This is a genomic window from Streptomyces lincolnensis, assembly GCF_021173675.1.
GTDB lineage: Bacteria > Actinomycetota > Actinomycetes > Streptomycetales > Streptomycetaceae > Streptomyces > Streptomyces lincolnensis_B.
Window position 1 is genome coordinate 660,510 of record NZ_JAIHON010000005.1, and the last position, 16,097, is coordinate 676,606.

The 16,097-nt window shown below is 73.0% G+C and carries 14 protein-coding genes; 8 read left to right on the plus strand and 6 right to left on the minus strand.

Annotated features, from left to right (window positions below; all coding sequences use genetic code 11):
• Positions 1 to 4 precede the first annotated feature (4 nt).
• Both K4B79_RS17195 and K4B79_RS17200 read left to right on the plus strand, forming a co-directional pair.
• On the plus strand, positions 5 to 748 hold the full coding sequence (locus tag K4B79_RS17195) for a hypothetical protein (protein ID WP_232027471.1): 744 nt from the start codon (positions 5 to 7) through the stop codon (positions 746 to 748).
• Between the two features lie 92 nt (positions 749 to 840).
• The gene (locus tag K4B79_RS17200; protein ID WP_232027472.1) at positions 841 to 2,166 is read left to right on the plus strand and encodes an FAD-binding oxidoreductase; all 1,326 of its coding nucleotides are present in this window, start codon (positions 841 to 843) and stop codon (positions 2,164 to 2,166) included.
• Here the strand turns inward: K4B79_RS17200 and K4B79_RS17205 are convergent.
• On the minus strand, positions 2,156 to 2,731 hold the full coding sequence (locus K4B79_RS17205; RefSeq protein WP_232027473.1) for a biotin transporter BioY: 576 nt from the start codon (positions 2,729 to 2,731) through the stop codon (positions 2,156 to 2,158). The genes K4B79_RS17200 and K4B79_RS17205 overlap by 11 nt on opposite strands.
• Positions 2,732 to 3,032: 301 nt before the next feature.
• Here K4B79_RS17205 and K4B79_RS17210 point away from each other — a divergent pair, with 301 nt between their 5' ends.
• On the plus strand, positions 3,033 to 4,415 hold the full coding sequence (locus K4B79_RS17210; protein WP_232027475.1) for an amino acid permease: 1,383 nt from the start codon (positions 3,033 to 3,035) through the stop codon (positions 4,413 to 4,415).
• Here the strand turns inward: K4B79_RS17210 and K4B79_RS17215 are convergent, their stop codons facing one another.
• Positions 4,416 to 6,608 (minus strand): tetratricopeptide repeat protein, encoded by a 2,193-nt coding sequence (locus K4B79_RS17215; protein WP_232027477.1) that lies wholly within the window; start codon positions 6,606 to 6,608, stop codon positions 4,416 to 4,418.
• Complete coding sequence (locus K4B79_RS17220; RefSeq protein ID WP_232027479.1) at positions 6,605 to 7,024, minus strand: hypothetical protein; 420 nt, start codon at positions 7,022 to 7,024, stop codon at positions 6,605 to 6,607. Before K4B79_RS17220 ends, K4B79_RS17215 begins: the two co-directional genes overlap by 4 nt.
• A gap of 149 nt (positions 7,025 to 7,173) precedes the next feature.
• On the opposite strand from K4B79_RS17220, the gene K4B79_RS17225 reads away from it, so the two are divergent.
• The gene (locus K4B79_RS17225; protein WP_232027481.1) at positions 7,174 to 7,815 is read left to right on the plus strand and encodes a superoxide dismutase; all 642 of its coding nucleotides are present in this window, start codon (positions 7,174 to 7,176) and stop codon (positions 7,813 to 7,815) included.
• Between the two features lie 126 nt (positions 7,816 to 7,941).
• Here K4B79_RS17225 and K4B79_RS17230 read toward each other — a convergent pair whose 3' ends face one another.
• Genes K4B79_RS17230 through K4B79_RS17240 form a run of 3 tightly spaced genes read right to left on the minus strand, consistent with a single transcriptional unit; the run spans position 7,942 to position 10,857 of the window.
• Positions 7,942 to 8,718: an SAM-dependent methyltransferase gene (locus K4B79_RS17230; RefSeq protein ID WP_232027483.1), complete on the minus strand. Its 777-nt coding sequence runs from the start codon at positions 8,716 to 8,718 to the stop codon at positions 7,942 to 7,944.
• A gap of 4 nt (positions 8,719 to 8,722) precedes the next feature.
• Positions 8,723 to 9,403, minus strand: a complete 681-nt coding sequence (locus K4B79_RS17235) for a histidine phosphatase family protein (RefSeq protein ID WP_232027485.1) — start codon at positions 9,401 to 9,403, stop codon at positions 8,723 to 8,725.
• Positions 9,400 to 10,857, minus strand: coding sequence for an FGGY-family carbohydrate kinase (locus K4B79_RS17240; protein WP_374208477.1), 1,458 nt, complete (start codon positions 10,855 to 10,857; stop codon positions 9,400 to 9,402). Before K4B79_RS17240 ends, K4B79_RS17235 begins: the two co-directional genes overlap by 4 nt.
• 175 nt (positions 10,858 to 11,032) lie before the next feature.
• On the opposite strand from K4B79_RS17240, the gene K4B79_RS17245 reads away from it, so the two are divergent.
• The 4 genes from K4B79_RS17245 (at position 11,033) to K4B79_RS17260 (ending at position 15,932) form a co-directional block, all read left to right on the plus strand.
• Complete coding sequence (locus K4B79_RS17245) at positions 11,033 to 12,067, plus strand: 2-hydroxyacid dehydrogenase (RefSeq protein ID WP_232027487.1); 1,035 nt, start codon at positions 11,033 to 11,035, stop codon at positions 12,065 to 12,067.
• Between the two features lie 154 nt (positions 12,068 to 12,221).
• Positions 12,222 to 13,649 (plus strand): FGGY-family carbohydrate kinase, encoded by a 1,428-nt coding sequence (locus K4B79_RS17250; RefSeq protein ID WP_232027488.1) that lies wholly within the window; start codon positions 12,222 to 12,224, stop codon positions 13,647 to 13,649.
• 98 nt (positions 13,650 to 13,747) lie between these two features.
• A complete protein-coding gene (locus K4B79_RS17255) occupies positions 13,748 to 13,990 on the plus strand; it encodes a hypothetical protein (protein WP_232027489.1) in 243 nt (80 codons plus the stop codon).
• 10 nt (positions 13,991 to 14,000) lie between these two features.
• Entirely contained in the window at positions 14,001 to 15,932 is a 1,932-nt protein-coding gene (locus tag K4B79_RS17260) for a glycosyltransferase family 2 protein (RefSeq protein WP_232027490.1), read from the plus strand.
• Positions 15,933 to 16,097 lie beyond the last annotated feature (165 nt).

The following is a 16,097-nucleotide window of genomic DNA, read 5'->3' on the forward strand; positions in this document are numbered from 1 at the left end:
GAACATGAGTTCTCGTCGTACGACGACCATCGCGGGATCGCTGGTCACCGCATCCTTTTCGGCGGTGATGATCCTTTCCTTCACCGCCAGCGCGGCTGACGAGGGGCCCGGGAGCAGCAAGGGGGGAAAGGCCGTTGACGAGGCACCCGCAGGCGTGAAGCTGACCACGCTGCTGCCCGAGAAGATCTCGGTGGACAACAGCTCGGAAGAAACCGATATCACCGCCACGGTGAAGAACGAGGGGACCAAGGACAGCGGAAAGATCAGGCTCTTGGTCGTCGGTTTCGACGGCCTCACGGTCAAGAATGTTCAAGGCTGCTCTCCGATTGACAAAAAGGATCTGCCGGAGGGCTCGAACAGCGGTTTCGCCTGCCCCATCGACAATCTCGCCGCCGGTGCTTCGAAGTCGTACGCCGTGGATGCGACCTACGACCTGGGCAAGACCGGAAAGATCTGTCTGCCGGTGCAGACCAGCGACGGAAAGAAGACGTTCTGGCAGCAGGGTCCGGTTCCGTTCGGTACGACGAACCCGTCGCCGAACGCCCCCGCCACCCCGCTGCTGCTCGGCACCGACAACAAGCCGGTGGCCCCGGGCGGCGACGCACCGGGCGACACCAAGGAACTCCCCAGGACCGGTCCGGTGCGTGACGTCCTGCCGCTCGGTGCGGCGGGCGCGGCGCTGATGGCCGCGGGAGCGGCCGGTCTGTGGTGGTCGCAGCGGCGACCGGCCACCCGGCCGGAGGGCTGACCCGCACAGAAGGAAACCGCTGGAGGAACCCACTGAAGGATGGGTGCATAACCTGACGGCAGTTGTCAGGTTATGCACCCATCCTCGGCCGCATGAACACCTCTACCGACTTCGCCGACCTGCACGTCCTCCGCCCCGGCGACCCCCGCTACGACGACGAACTCGCCGGATTCCAGACGGGTTTCGTCCGGCGCCCCGAGCTGGTGGTCGCCGCACGCTCCGCCGACGACGTGGTCACCGCGGTGCGGTACGCGGCCGCGTGGAACCTGCCGATCGACGTCCAGGCCACCGGGCACGGCCTGCCCGGCGGGCCGGAGGGCGGCGTACTGATCACGACCGGGCGCATGGACGGCGTCCACGTCGACCCCGAGGCCCGCACCGCCCGCGTCCGGGCGGGCGTCCGCTGGGGCAAGGTGGTGGCGGCCGCCGCACCGCACGGACTGGCCCCGCTCAACGGCTCGGCCCCGTCCGTCGGCGCCGTCTCGTACACGCTCGGCGGTGGACTCGGCATCCTGGCCCGGGAGTTCGGCTATGCGGCCGACCATGTACGCGCCCTCGACGTCGTCACCGCCGACGGCCGGCCACGCCACGTGACCCTCGACTCGGACCCCGAGCTGTACTGGGCGCTCCTCGGCGGCGGTCACGGCCTCGGTGTCGTCACGGAACTGGAGATCGGCCTGGTCCCCGTGCGGCGGCTGTTCGGCGGCTCGCTCGCGTTCGACGGCCGCCAGGTCGACCCGGCGGCCGTGCTGCGGGCGTACGAGGAGTGGACGCGGACCGTGCCGGAGGGGCTGACCTCGTCCTTCGCCGCCGTACCGTATCCGGACCTCCCGGCGCTGCCGCCGCGACTGCGGGGGCGGTACGTCGTCTCCGTGCGGGTGGCGTACACCGGGACCGACGGGGAGCGGCTGGTCGCCCCGCTGCGGGAGGTGAGGCCGGCGCTCGCCGACTCGCTGCGGGAGATGCCGTACTCCGAGAGCCACACCATCCACAGCGACCCGGATGTCCCGCACGCGTACTACGGGGACAGCGCGGTGCTGGGCGAGCTGGACGTCGCGGCGGCGGGCGAGCTGCTCGCCCGTACCGGTCCGGACGCCGGGGCCATGGTCGTCGTACAGCTCCATCATCTGGGCGGGGCGCTGGCGCGGCCCGCGCCGAACTCGGTGCCGTATCGCGAAGGGCGTTTCCTGGTACGGCTGTTGGCCGTGGGCGGGCGGGAGGCGGCTCGTGCGCTGCTCGATCCGGCCTTCGCGCCCTTCGGGCCGGACACGCTGGGCCGGTCGGTCAACTTCGCGTTCGGAGCGGGTGATCGGGCCGAGGGGCTGTACGACGACGAAACGCGGAAGAGGCTCGCCGGGGTGAAGTCGTGGTACGACCCGGCGAACCTCTTCCGCGGGAACGGCTCGCTCAGCGCTTGAGGAGCTTCCAGGCGGTGGGCAGCAGGCCCATCGCCAGGGCGGCCTTGACGGCGTCGCCGATCAGGAACGGGGTGAGGCCGGCCGCGATCGCGGCGGACAGGGACATGTCGGCGGCGTAGGCCAGGTACGGGACGCCGACGGCGTAGATGACCGCCTCGCCCAGCAGCATCGCGCCCGCCGTGCGGAGCATCGAGCGGTCGGCGCCGCGGCGGGCCAGGGCGCCCACGGCGGCGGAGGCGAGGATCATGCCGAGGATGTAGCCGAAGGAGACGGAGATCCCGGAGGTGCCGTTCGCGAACCACGGCACCCCGGCGAGACCGGCCATCGCGTAGACGGCGAGCGCGGCGACCCCGCGGCGGGCGCCGAGGCTGGTGCCGACCAGCAGCGCGGCGAAGGTCTGGCCGGTCACCGGCACCGGGGAGCCCGGCACGGGCACCGCGATCTGCGCGGCGAGGCCGGTGAGCGCGGCGCCACCCATGACGAGCGCGACGTCCCGGACACGGGAGGCGGGCAGCAGGTCGGCGAGGACCTGGCCGGTGCGGGCGGGGGCGACGGCGGTGGTCATGAGGTCTCCGCGAGGGTGTGAGCGGCAAGGGACACCGAGACGCTACCCCGGGGCCCTTGACGCGGACACCGTCACCGCCCGACAAAGCGGGGAACGGCGGCTTGGTGGGCTCCGGACAAAGAATGCGGGTTACACGCGGTACGGCGTGACGCCGGTCACTGAGGTGGGGTGGCGCAGGCTACGGGGAGGCCGTCGGGGGCATCTGTAAGGTTCCGCCAATTCGCCCGAGCGACCGGTGCGCGTCCGGCGCCGTAGACTGTGGGCGTTTTTGCCCTTCTCACGCATTGGACGAGCCGCGCCCATGCCCAGCACCACCGTCAGCACTCCGCGCGAGTCCGACGCCTCGCTCTCCCACGGTCTCAAGCAGCGCCACCTGTCGATGATCGCCCTCGGCGGGGTCATCGGCGCCGGACTGTTCGTCGGCTCCGGCGCCGGTATCGCGGCCGCCGGTCCGTCGATCGTGATCGCCTACGTCCTGTCCGGCCTCCTCGTGATGCTGGTGATGCGGATGCTCGGCGAGATGTCGGCCGCGTATCCGTCCTCCGGTTCCTTCTCCGCGCACGCCGAGCGCGCGATCGGGCCCTGGGCGGGCTTCACCGCCGGCTGGTCCTTCTGGGTCCTGCTCTGCACGGCCGTCGGCCTCGAAGGGATCGGCGCGGCGAAGATCGTGACCGGCTGGCTGCCGGGGACGCCCGAGTGGGCCTGGGTGGCGCTGTTCATGCTGCTGTTCTGCGGGGCGAACCTCGCCGCGGTGAAGAACTTCGGCGAGTTCGAGTTCTGGTTCGCGGCCCTGAAGGTCGGGGCGATCTCGCTGTTCCTGGTGCTCGGCGTACTCGCGATCGCCGGGATCCTGCCCGGCACGGACGCCCCGGGCACCGCCCACCTGGCCGACTTCCTGCCCAACGGCACGGACGGTCTGCTCGTCGGCCTCCTCGCCTCCGTCTTCGCCTACGGCGGGCTGGAGACCGTCACCATCGCGGCGGCCGAGTCCGAGGATCCGGTGCGGGGTGTGGCGGGCGCGGTCCGCACCGCGATGTGGCGCATCGCCCTCTTCTACATCGGCTCCATGGCCGTCATCGTGACCCTCGTCCCCTGGGACTCCCCGGCCGTCGTCTCCAAGGGCCCCTACGTCGCCGCGCTCGACTCCCTCGGCATCCCGGGGGCGGGTCAGCTGATGAACGTGGTGGTCCTGGTCGCGTTGTTGAGCGCCATGAACGCCAACATCTACGGTGCCTCGCGCATCGCCTACTCCCTGGTCGCCCGGGGGCAGGGCCCCAAGGTCCTGGGCCAGGTCTCCGGCGGGGTGCCGCGGTTCGCCGTGCTGGCGTCCAGCGTCTTCGGTTTCGTGTGCGTCGTCCTCAGCTACTGGCGTCCCGACGACGTCTTCCCCTGGCTCCTCAACATGATCGGCGCGGTCATCCTCGTCGTCTGGTTCTTCATCGCCGTCTCCCAGCTGCGGCTGCGGCGCCGGCTGGAACGGGAGGCGCCGGAGCGGCTCGCGGTGCGGATGTGGGCGTTTCCCGTGCTGACGTGGGTGGCGATGGCGGGGATGGTCGCGGTGTTCGTGCTGATGGCCCGGGAGCCGGGGACTCGGGTGCAGTTGTATTGGACCGGGGGGATGACGGCGGTGCTGGCGGGGGTGGGGTACGGGTGGCAGCGGGCCCGGGAGGCCGCGGGGAGTTGATCAGCGCCCGGTGCCGCCTCTCCAGGCGGTGAGCCACTGGCGGTTCTGCACGACGAACGGGTGGTCGGGGCCGAGTACCCGTTCGCGTCGCTCGGTGGCCTCCCCGAGCATGCGCACGGCCTCCTCGGTTCGCCCCAGGCCCTGGGCGACTTGCGCGGTGAGGGTGAGGGCGGCCAGCGTGCGGGGGTGGTCACCGCCTCGGATACGGGTCCAGTCGGCCAGCACATGGCGGGCCAGCGGCTCCGCCTCCTCGTACCGTCCCAGGTCGTGCAGGCCTCCGGCGTGACAGTGCCGGGCCAGCACCGTCGTGGAATGGTCCGGCGGGAGGGCGCGCTCGCAGGCGCTGACGAGCGCGTGGGCCTGTTCCTCGAACTCCTCCACCTTGCGCGCGTCGGCCAGCAGTTCGACCAGGGTCGTCCAGGTGTACAGCGTCTCCGGAGAGTCCTCGCCGAGGACTCTCCGCTGTCCTTCGAGGGCCCGGCGGGACCACTGTTCGGCCTCCTCGGTTCGGCCGAGCACGGCGAGCGGCATCAACAGGCCGAGGCAACTGCGCAGCGTATCCGGATGATCGGCGCCCAGGAGCTGGTCCCGCCGCGCGAGGACTCGACGGTGCAGCGCCTCGGACTCCGTGTAGCGGCCCATGCGGAACAGGGCCCTGCCCTCCACGTCCCTGGCATCCAGCGCCACTCGGTGCCGCATGCCCAGGAGGGCCTCGACCCGGTCGGCGATCCCCGGGGCGAGGGCCAGCACGGCCGGGTACTCCCCCGACTCGAAGACCTGCCACAGGACATGGACGGCCAGCGCGGCGGTCCGCTCGCCCGGCGCCGTCGCCAGCACCGCCGAAGCGTGCGGCGCCAGCAGAGCCAGCAGCCTGCGCGTGCCGGGCGACTCCAGTCCCTGCTCGGGCACCACCCCCTCCAGCAGCCGAGTCACCGTCTCCCCGACAGCGGCTCGCTGCCCTGCCGGCACGCCGGCCGCCACGCTGTCCAGCAGCACTCCGTGCACCCGCACGCACCGAACGCCGTCCACCTCGACCAACTCGGCCAGCGAGTGATCGAGCAGCGCGCGCAACGCGGGTTCCAACCTCCCTGCCGCCAGGGCGGGTTCCAGTCCTTCGGCAACGACCTGCCCGCGTGCCACCGGCGCCAGGACGCCGAGCGGTACCGGGTCCGCCGCCAGGAACGACAGCAGCCGCAGCAGGGTGGTCGCCTCCGGCACCCCCTGTCCCGCCAGCGCGTCCAGGGACAACTGCCAGGTGCGGCCCACCAGATGGCGTGAGTGGCCGCCGCCGTATCCGGACGCGCCGGCGTCGACGATCGCCGTCGACTCCTCCCCCAGCTTGCGGTCGTACTCGTCCATGGACCAGGACTCCAGGAGTTGGTGGGCGAGATGGGACCCGGCCAGGGTCAGGGCCAGGGGGAGACGGCCCAACCGCTCGGCGACCTTGCGGGCCGAGGAGAGGTCGCCCGCGTCCGGGGCCAGGTCGCACAGGACCTGGGCCGCGTCGTCCAGGGGGAGGACGCCCAGGGGGTGTCGGGCGGTCCCCGGGGTCCGCCAGAGCGGGGACGTGGCGTGCCGGGTGGTGACGAGGACCACTCCTTGCCCGCTGGCCCGCAGCCACGCCCCGTCCTCCAGGACCGTCGGGTCGTCGGCGTTGTCGAGGACGAGGAGCCAGGGGTCGGGTGAGTGGTCGAGGTAGTGCCAGACCAGGTCGGCCGCGGCGCGCTGCCCGGCCGCCGCGGCGGCCAACTCGCCCGGCGCCGCGCCCCGGTCGCCCGCGACCGCCAGCATCCCGGCCCGCAGGGACATGCGTTCGGAGGCGTTGACCCAGAAGCCGACGCGGCCGTGGTCGCGGACGGCCGAGGTGAAGAGCCAGTACGCCAGGGCGGTCTTGCCGCAGCCACCCATGCCGTGGACGACGTGGATGTCACCGCCGGGCCCGGCGACGGCGGCGCCCAGCGCCTCGCGGAGCTCCTCGCGGTTGCGGAGGACGCCCGGGGCGCGGCCGACCAGGGGCATGCGGACGGAGTCGGGGGCCGCCGGACCCGCCATGGACGCGGTCGGCACGACCTCGCGGCCGAAGAGCGGGCCGGCGCCGGCGTCGTAGTGGTGGTGGTGCTCCTCTATGTACTGGTCGCCGGAGGTCTGGAAGATCCGCCCCTGGCCGGAGGCACGCGCTCCGAGTTCGCTCATCGTTCGGTGATGTGCTGGTCGCGGCCGGCCTGGTAGACGCGCCCGCTGCCGGAGACCTCGGCGCGCAGGCGGACGTCGACGGAGGGCCGGTCCTCCGGGAGCGCGGGGCTCAACTCCGCCAGGATGCGGCGGAGTTCGTCGGCGACCTCGGGACGGGCCACCAGAAGCCGGCGGACCCTGGCCTGCCATTCGGCGGCGAGTTCGGCCTCGGTGTCGGTGTCGCCGGACCGCTGGGCGAGCAGCAGGTCGTCGCGGGCGGCCTCCAGCTCACCGCCGACGGCCTCCGCGCGGTCGGGCTGGAAGCGCTGCCAGAGGGAGACCAGCCCCTCTCGGGCCGACTCCCAGGCCTGGCCGGCCATCAGCGTCACCATCGTCGTCCCCGCGGTCCGTGCGAGCTCGGCGATCTCCGGTCCCATGGCCGCCCCCTCTCCTACGACAAACGATCGTAGATCGCCTCCCACCGGCCCGCATCACGTTGTGCGTGCCCACGCGGGCCTCTCCACCCTCTTGCTGCTAGCGTGTAGTTGCAAGTAGCTTGCAATAAGAGGTTCGAGGGGATCCCGTCATGCCCGTCTACACGCTTCCTGAACTGCCCTACGACTACTCCGCGCTCGCCCCCGTGATCAGCCCGGAGATCATCGAGCTGCACCACGACAAGCACCACGCGGCCTATGTCAAAGGGGCCAACGACACGTTGGAGCAACTCGCGGAGGCCCGGGACAAGGAGACGTGGGGGTCGATCAACGGCCTGGAGAAGAACCTGGCGTTCCATCTGTCCGGGCACATCCTGCACAGCATCTACTGGCACAACATGACCGGTGAGGGCGGCGGCGAGCCGCTCGCCGCCGACGGCGTGGGGGAGCTCGCGGACGCCATCGCCGAGTCCTTCGGGTCGTTCGCCGCCTTCAAGGCCCAGTTGACCAAGGCCGCCGCGACCACGCAGGGCTCCGGCTGGGGTGTGCTCGCCTACGAGCCGCTCAGCGGGCGGCTGGTCGTCGAGCAGGTCTACGACCACCAGGGCAACGTCGGCCAGGGTTCGGTGCCGATTCTGGTCTTCGACGCCTGGGAGCACGCCTTCTACCTCCAGTACAAGAACCAGAAGGTCGACTTCATCGAGGCGATGTGGCAGGTCGTCAACTGGCAGGACGTGGCCCGGCGTTACGAGGCGGCGAAGTCCCGGGCGGACGTGCTCCTGCTGGCGCCCTGACACCCCCTGCCGCCCCTGAGCGTCCTGCCTCGTGATCGTCTTCTCACCCTTCACGACGGCAGGCGGAAATGAGGAAGCCCCCGCGAGGACGTGACTCGCGGGGGCTTTCCCGTGCCGGTACGGGGATTACGGCTTGCGGGCCAGTCCGCCGTGCTGGCCGATCGGCGGCGGGTTCGTGCCGGGCTCCGGACGCCACAGCGGGACCGACACCACGCCGGGCTCCACCAGCTCCAGGCCCTCGAAGTACGCCTCGATCTGCTCCACCGGGCGCAGGAAGTAGGGGACGGCACCGGTCTCGTTGTAGGCGTCCTGGGCCCGTTCGTAGTCCGGGTCGGTGCCGCGGGAGCCGTCGTTGACGGAGAGGTAGCTGCCGGAGGGGAGACCGGCCAGGAGGCCGCGCACGAGGTCGAGGGCCCGGTCGTGACCGTCGACGTGGCCGAGGATGCCGCTGAGGATCAGGGCGGTCGGCCGGGTCAGGTCCAGCGTCCGGCCGGCCGCCTCCAGGATCCGCGCGGGCTCGAACAGGCTGATGTCCTCGTACGCCGTCGCACCCTCGGGTGTGGAGGTGAGCAGGGCGCGGGCGTGGGCGAGGACCAGCGGGTCGTTGTCGACGTAGACGATCCGGGACTCGGGGGCGTGGCGCTGGGCGACCTCGTGGGTGTTGTCGACCGTGGGCAACCCGGTGCCGACGTCCAGGAACTGGCGGACGCCCGCCTCCTGGACCAGGTAGCGGATGCTGCGGCCGAGGAAGGCGCGGCTGCTGCGGGCGATGGTGGAGATGCCGGGGAAAACGGCGGTGTAGGCGTCGCCGGCCAGCTCGTCCACGGGGTAGTTGTCCTTGCCGCCCAGCCAGTAGTTCCAGATGCGGGCCGAGTGCGGTACCGAGGTGTCGATCTCCGTCATGGGCTCATGGTGCTACGGCAGGTGCCGTTTCGCACGGCACATTGAGGGAGAGGAGCGCTGCGGATCCGTCGGTGTTCACACGGAGTTCGCTGATGGCCGCGTTGCGCAACCGGGGGAACACGCGCCGGTACTCCCCGGCGGGGATCGACAGCAGAGTGCACAGCACCAGGCGGAGCAGGGTGTTGTGGGCGACCACCAGGACGCGGTCACCGGGGTGGGCGGCGGCGATGCGGCGCAGGGCGGCGGTTCCCCGGGAAGCGGCTTCGAGCGGGTCCTCCGCATCGGGAAAGGGATACGCCACCGGGTCCGCCCGGAACGCCTCGGCCGCCTGGGGGACCTCGGCGGCGAACTCCGCGAGGGTACGGCCCTCCAGCACGCCGAAGTCGCACTCCCTGAGGCCGGGTTCGCGGTACGGGGTGAGGCCGAGGGCACGGCAGGCCGGTTCGGCGGTGGCGATCGCGCGGGAGAGGGGCGAGGTCCAGACCGCGTCCGGCCGGTTCGCGGCGGCCCACCGGCCCAGGGCCTCGGCCTGGGCCCGTCCCTCGTCGGTGAGCCCGATGTCGCTCACACCGGCGTACCGGTTCTCGGCGTGCCAGATCGTCTGCCCGTGCCGGGCCAGCAGAAGGGTCGTGCTGGAGGGGGTGCTGGAGGCCGTACCTGAGGCCGTACTGGAGGTCGTACTCATGACTGTGCAGTATCCCGGTCCAGGCGGGCGCGTGCGTGGGCCGCCACGGGGGCCGGGAGCCAGCCGCGGGCGGTGAGTTCGGCGACGAGACGGGCGTACGGCTCGGCGAACCGGGCCGTGCGGTCGGGGCGGGGGGCGAGGACCGTGCGGACGCGGGCCATGCGCTCGGCGACGTCGGCGAGGCCCGGCCCGGCGGATCCGGTCCCGTAGGCGGCCAACGCGGCCATGCCCAGGGCCGGTTCGGTCTGTTCGGGGACGCGGGCCGGGCGGCCGAGGACGTCGGCGCGCAGCTGGTTCCAGTAGGCGCTGCGGGCGCCGCCGCCGGTGAAGGTGAGCGGTCCGTCGAGGGGGGCGCCCAGGTGGTGGAGGTAGTCCAGGCACAGGCGTTCGGTGAAGGCGACGCCCTGGAGCAGCGCGGCCCACAGGTCGGCGTCGTCGGCGGGATCGCCGAGCAGCAGGGCGGTGGCGTCCGGGGCCAGGAAGGGGAAGCGTTCGCCCTGCGCCGCCAGGGGGTAGGCGATCGCGCCGGACGGTTCGAAGGCGGCGGCCCGCTCGTCCATGGCGGCGGGGTCCGCGTCGGCGAAGCGTGCCGTCAGCACTCCGGCGCCCACACTGGACGCCCCGCCGGGCAGCCAAGTCCCGTCCGGGGCACGGTGGTTGTAGACCACGCCGGTGGCGTCCCGGACCGGCTCCGGAGCGGCGCCCTTGAGCACGAGGGTCGTCCCGAGCACCGAGTTCCAGGAGCCGTGCCGCAGGGCGCCCGAGGCGATCTGCGCCGCGCACCCGTCCGTCATCCCGGCGATCACGGGGGTGCCGGCCGGGATGCCGGTGACCTCGGCGGCGGCCGGGCAGACCTCGCCGAGGCGGGTACCGGGCCGTACGACGTCGGGCAGCGCGCCGGTGGGCAGTCCCGGCACCTCCGGCCAGGCCTCGGCCTCCACGTCGTAGGCCGTCTTCAGGGCGTGGCTGGAGTCGGTGGGCACCGGTCCGCCGAGCAGCCGGGCGGTGATCACGTCGGGCTGGTGGGTGATCCGGGCCCCTTCGCCGCCGTACTCCTCCACCAGCCACAGCGCCTTCGGCAACGCCCAGGTGTCCTGCACCGCGAGCCCCGCCTCCCTCAGCCGTGCCGCCCGGTCCGCCGCCCGCCCGTCGTCGTACATCAGGGCGGAAGTCAGGGGCCGTCCCGAGCCGTCGGTGAGCAGGACCGTGCCGGAGGTGCCGCACACGGCGAGGCCGCCGACGCGGGCGTCCGGCAGGGGGGCGAGCGCGGTCCGGGACGCGGCGCACACCGCCTCCCACCAATGCCGGGGATCCTGCTCGTGCCGCACCCCCTCCCGCCGGCCGGCCAGCGGCGCGGAGCCGCCGCCGAGGACGGTGCCGTCGTCGGCCACCAGCAGGACGCGGACGCTCTGCGTCCCCAGATCGATCCCGAGCCATGTCTCGTCCGCACGCACGATCCGGAACCTCCCGCAGGTCGTGACCGGAGCTCCGAGCCTCTCACCTCATGCGGGGGACGACCGGGTCTTCCGTGCTCGTAGTGGGCAGGTATGGGTCAGGTATGGGAACGAACGGGTCCGGGCCGCCCCGGCTCACCCGTGTTGTCGACGCCGAGACGGGAGACGCCCTGCGATGAGCGAGACCCTGCGAGTGGTGGCCGCCGGTGACCACTTCGTCCTGCCGGAGCTGATCGAGCGGGCGGTTGCCGCCGCGGTCGGCGACCGGCCCGTGGAGGTGCGCCCCCTCCGGCTCGGCTGGCCCCTGGAGCCCTTCGGGCCGGTCGCGGAGGTCACCGAGGCCAGTGACGCCGAGGACGCGATGATCGAGGCGCTGGCCGACGCCCAGGTGCTGGTCACCCAGATGGGCCCGGTCACCGAACGCGTCCTGAAAGCCTCGCCGGACCTGCGGCTGGTCGTCGTGTGCCGGGGCGGCCCGGTGAACGTCAACCTCGACGCGGCCAAGACCCGGGACGTCCGGGTGTGCTTCACCCCCGGCCGCAACGCCGCCGCCACCACCGAGTTCACCGTCGGCATGATGCTGGCCGCCCTGCGCCGCATCCCCCAGGCCCACGACCCGCTGGCCGGGCGGGGCAGCTGGGAGGGCGCCGCCTACTACACGTACGAACAGAGCGGTCTGGAGCTGGAGGACCTGCCGGTCGGGCTCGTCGGCTACGGCGCCGTGGGCAGCCGGGTGGCCCGCGTGCTGTGCGCGTTCGGCGCGCAGGTCATGGTCTACGACCCTTATGTGCACCATCACGAGATCCACGGTCTGCGCCTGTCCTCGCTGGACGAGCTCCTGCGCAGGTCCCGCGTGATCTCCCTGCACGCCCGGCTCACCGCCGAGACCCGCGGTCTGATCGGCGCCCGCGAGCTGGGGCTGCTGCCGGAGGGCTCGGTGGTGGTGAACGTGGCGCGCGGCCCGCTGCTCGACGAGGCCGCGCTGTGCGACGCGCTGGAGAGCGGCCGGCTGTCGGCGGCGGCGCTGGACACCTACGAGCGGGAGCCGCTGCCCGCCGACTCACGGCTGCCTGCCCTGCGGGACCGGGTGGTCCTCACCCCGCACCTCGGCGGGGCGAGCCGGGCGGTGGCCGAGAAGGCGGCGGCGATCGCGGCGCTGGAGGTGGGGCGCTGGGTGCGCGGCGAGCCCCTGGCGAACTGCCTGACCTGAGGGTCTGGCGCTGACCTGAGGTCCGTGCGCTGATCTCGGGCCCTTGCGCCGACCTGAGGGCCTGGCGCGAGCGCCGGACCTGCACGAGCACGGGACTTACGCGAGCACGGGACTACGCGAGCACGGGACTACGCGAGCCACGGAGGAGAGACGCATGTACGTCGGTATCGATGTGGGCACGTCCATGGTGAAGGCCGCCGCCTTCGACGGCACCGGCCGTGCGCTGGCCGTCGGGTCCCGCCCGGTGGGCCTGGCCCTGCACGAGGGGTTCGTCGAGCAGGACATGGAGGAGGTGTACGCGGCGGTCGTCGCCGTCCTGGAAGAGGTGACCGGGCAGGTGCCCGAGCCGGTCGAGCTGGCCGGGCTGACCGGGCAGGGCGACGGGGTGTGGCTGGTGGACGCCGAGGGCCGTCCGGTGCGGGCCGCGGCCTCCTGGATGGACGGGCGGGCGCACGAACTGGTCGACCAGTGGCTGGCCGACGGCACCTTCGAGACGGTGTTCCGGCGGACCGGGAGCGCCATGTTCCCCGGGTGTCCCGGGCCGCTGCTGGCGTGGCTGGACCGGCACGAGCCCAAGGCCCTGGACACGGCACGGGCCGCCGTCTACTGCAAGGACATGGTCTTCCAGCGGCTGACCGGGGCGTCCCGGGCCACGACGGACGTGTCGGACGCGTCGATGCCGTTCCTCGACCCGCGCACCCGGATGTACGACAACCGGGTCGTGGAGCTGCTCGGTCTCACGCACCGCAGGGGCCTGCTCGCGCCGGTCAGCGATCCGGTCGCGACCGGCGCCACGCGCGGCGAGGGCCTGCCCGCCGGCACCCGGATCGCCAACGGCCCCTACGACCTGCCGGCCAGCGCGCTCGGCGCCGGGGTGACCACCCCGGGGGACGGTCTGCTGATCGTCGGCACCTGTCTGGCCGCGCTGGTCGCGACGACCGACCTCGACCTCGACGGCGAGCCGGCCGGCCTGTACATCTCCACCGACCGCCCGGGCCACCGGCTGCGTGCCATGCCCGCGATGGTCGGCACGGCCGCGCTCGACTGGGTGCTGTCCACGACGGGGGTCCGCCACGAGGAGGTGGACGACCTGCTCGCCGCCACCCCGCCCGGCGCGCACGGGGTCCGGGTGCTGCCGTACTTCGCGCCCTCGGGCGAGCGCGCCCCCTTCGTGGAACCACGGCTGCGCGCCGAACTCACCGGTGTCTCCCTGGAGTCCACGCCCGCCGACCTGATCCGCGCGACCTGCGAGGGCATCGGCTACGCGGCCCGGCACTGCCTGGAGGCCGCCGGCCTCACCGGTTCCCTGGCGGTCTGCGGCGGCGGCACCCGCAGCGGCGCCTGGATGCGGCTCCTCGCCGACGTCCTCGGCCGCCCCCTGCGGGTCGTCGAGGGCGAGGTCGGCGCCCGGGGCGCGGTCCTCGCGGCGGCGGAACGGTACGGGGTGGAGCTGGACACGGCCGCCTGGACCCGCCCGACGGCCATCGTCGAACCGGACCCGGGCCGTGCCTCGTACTACGCGAAGGGCTACGACGACCACCTGGCCCGCCTCCAGGAGGCACGCGACCGCGCCCGCGCGTGACGTGTGCGCCTGGGTCGGCACCGTAGCGGAGCGGGGGATTTCGGGGACGTCCCCGCCCGATACGCGCTGTACTACCGGGGAGAAGGGGGGCGGGGTCCATGACGGAGATCGAGCGCGAGTGTCCCACCTGCCGCAGCAGGCAGGCGTTCCGCATGCTCAACGGCGCCGAGAAGGCTGCCGTCCGCGAGGAAAAGGGAGCCCGGCACTACGTCGACAACCTCTGGCGCTGCACCGCCAAGGGCTGCCTCTGGTACCAGCCGTACCTGCACACCCGCGGCGGCGGCCTGCTGCCCGAGAAGTTCCGGGAGGAGGCCACCGCGCAGGAAGGGGCGGACGGGTAGGGTCCGTGGAATGCCGAGAGTCAAGGTCAGCGTGATCGTCCCCGTCTACAACACCGGGAAGTACGTCGACGAGTGTGCCCCGTCGCTGCTCGGGCAGAGCCTGCCGCCCGAGGAGTACGAGGTGGTCTACGTCGACGACGGGTCGACGGACGACACGCTGGACCGGCTCCGGAAGATCGCGGACGCGCATCCGAACGTCCAGGTGCACACCCGCCCGAACTCGGGCTGGCCGGGCGCGCCCCGCAACCTCGGCATGCGGCATGCCAAGGGCGAGTACATCCAGTTCGTCGACCACGACGACACCCTCGGGCCCGAGGCCCTGGAGCGGCTGTACGAGCACGCCAAGCGGAACGACGCCGATGTGGTGCTCGGCAAGATGTCCTCCACGATGGTGCGGCCCCGGCGGCTGTTCCGGCACACGATCGACGCCTGCACGATCGAGAACGACGAGCTCATGCAGAGCATGTCGCCGCACAAGATGTTCCGGCGGGCCTTCGTGGAGGAGCACGGGCTGCGGTTCCCGGAGGGGCCGTGGATCCTGGAGGACCTGGCGTTCGTCAGCGCCGCCTACCTCAAGGCCGAGCGGATCGCGGTCCTCGCCGACTACCCCTGCTACTACTGGATGAAGCGGGACGACGGCGGCAACAACACCCAGCACCGGTTCAACCACCGGCACGGCTTCTGGGACAACTGCCGGACGATCGTCGGCCAGATCAAGGACGGCACCGAGGCCTCGGACGACGTCGACGCGCTCCAGAACCGGCTGCTGCACCGCCTCTACCACGTGGAGGTCCTCTCCAGGACCCGTGAGCCGGAGATCCTGCGCGAGGAGCCGGCCGAGCAGCGGCAGCGCTTCGAGGCGGCCCGGGAACTGGCCCGCAAGGAGTTCCCGGCGGCCGTCCGGGAGGGCCTGCCCACCGTGTCCCGCCTGCGCGCCGAGTTGCTGGAGCGCGGTGACTTCGACGGGGCGGTGGTGCTCGCGGAGCGCGTGCGGGAGGTGAAGGCCCGCAGCACGGTCGGCGCGCCTCGCTGGGAGGACGGCCGTCTGGTCGCCGACGTCACGCTGGACCTGCTGCGCGGGGACGGCGAACCGCTGGCCGTCGTCGAACGGGACGGGAAGCGGTGGCTGGACCCGGAGCTGCTGGACGGGGTGCCGGGGACCGAGGACGGCTGGGAGGTCCGCGATCCGTTCCGGCTGGCGTACGCGGAGCTGATCGTCAAGGACCGCGACCGGGAGGACTGGTGGTACCCGGAGGGCGACCTGGAGGTGCGCCTCGAACCGCTCGGCGAGGGGCGGTCCCGGCTCGTCGCCTCCGGGCGGCTGAGCCTCGACCCGGAGCGGCTGGCGGGTGGCCGGCCGTTGGAGCGCGGGGTGCACGACGTGTGGGCGTACGTCCAGCTGCTGGGCGTCGACCGGATGGTCCGCGTGACCGGCGACGGCACCCCCGGCGCCCCGGCCGCGGGCCCGGCGCTGACCGGCGGGCGGCTCGCGCTGCCGTACTGGACGGGGAGCGGTCAGCTCGCCCTCGACGTGGACCAGCGTCAGCGCCGGCTCGGCCCCGACACCGCGCCGGCCGCCGCCGCGAACACCGCGCGCGGGGAACGGTCGCTGCCTCTGCCGTACCTCGCCGCGACCGCCGGTGCCCCGGCTCCCGTCAAGGCCACCGTGGCCACCCTGACCGTGGACGCCACACTGCTCCCGGGCAGCGGCGGAACGGCGGTGCTGCGCCTGCCCGGCCGGCTGAAGCTCCCCACCGGGCGGCACCCTGTCACCCTCCCGAAGGAGAGCACCCCCCTCGCCTACGCCGTCGTCCGCGACGGTCTCCTGCTCCGCCTGGAGGGCCCGGCGTACCGGGCCGGCGGCGGGCGCCGACTCCTCGACGCGGTCGCGGGCAACCGGCAGGTGCGGGGCGTACGGCGGCGGTTGGGCCGGAGGAACTGAGCGAGACGCCGACGCGGGGTCTTCGACGCGGGCCGGGGTGCGGGGTGCGTGCGGCGGGGCGCGTGCGGCGGGGCCGCTGCCGGCCCGGCCCGGGACCCGGACTTGCCACTCCAGCGCGAGCCCCGACCCGCCTCTCCAGCCTGAGGCCCGGACTCGCCACCCCGG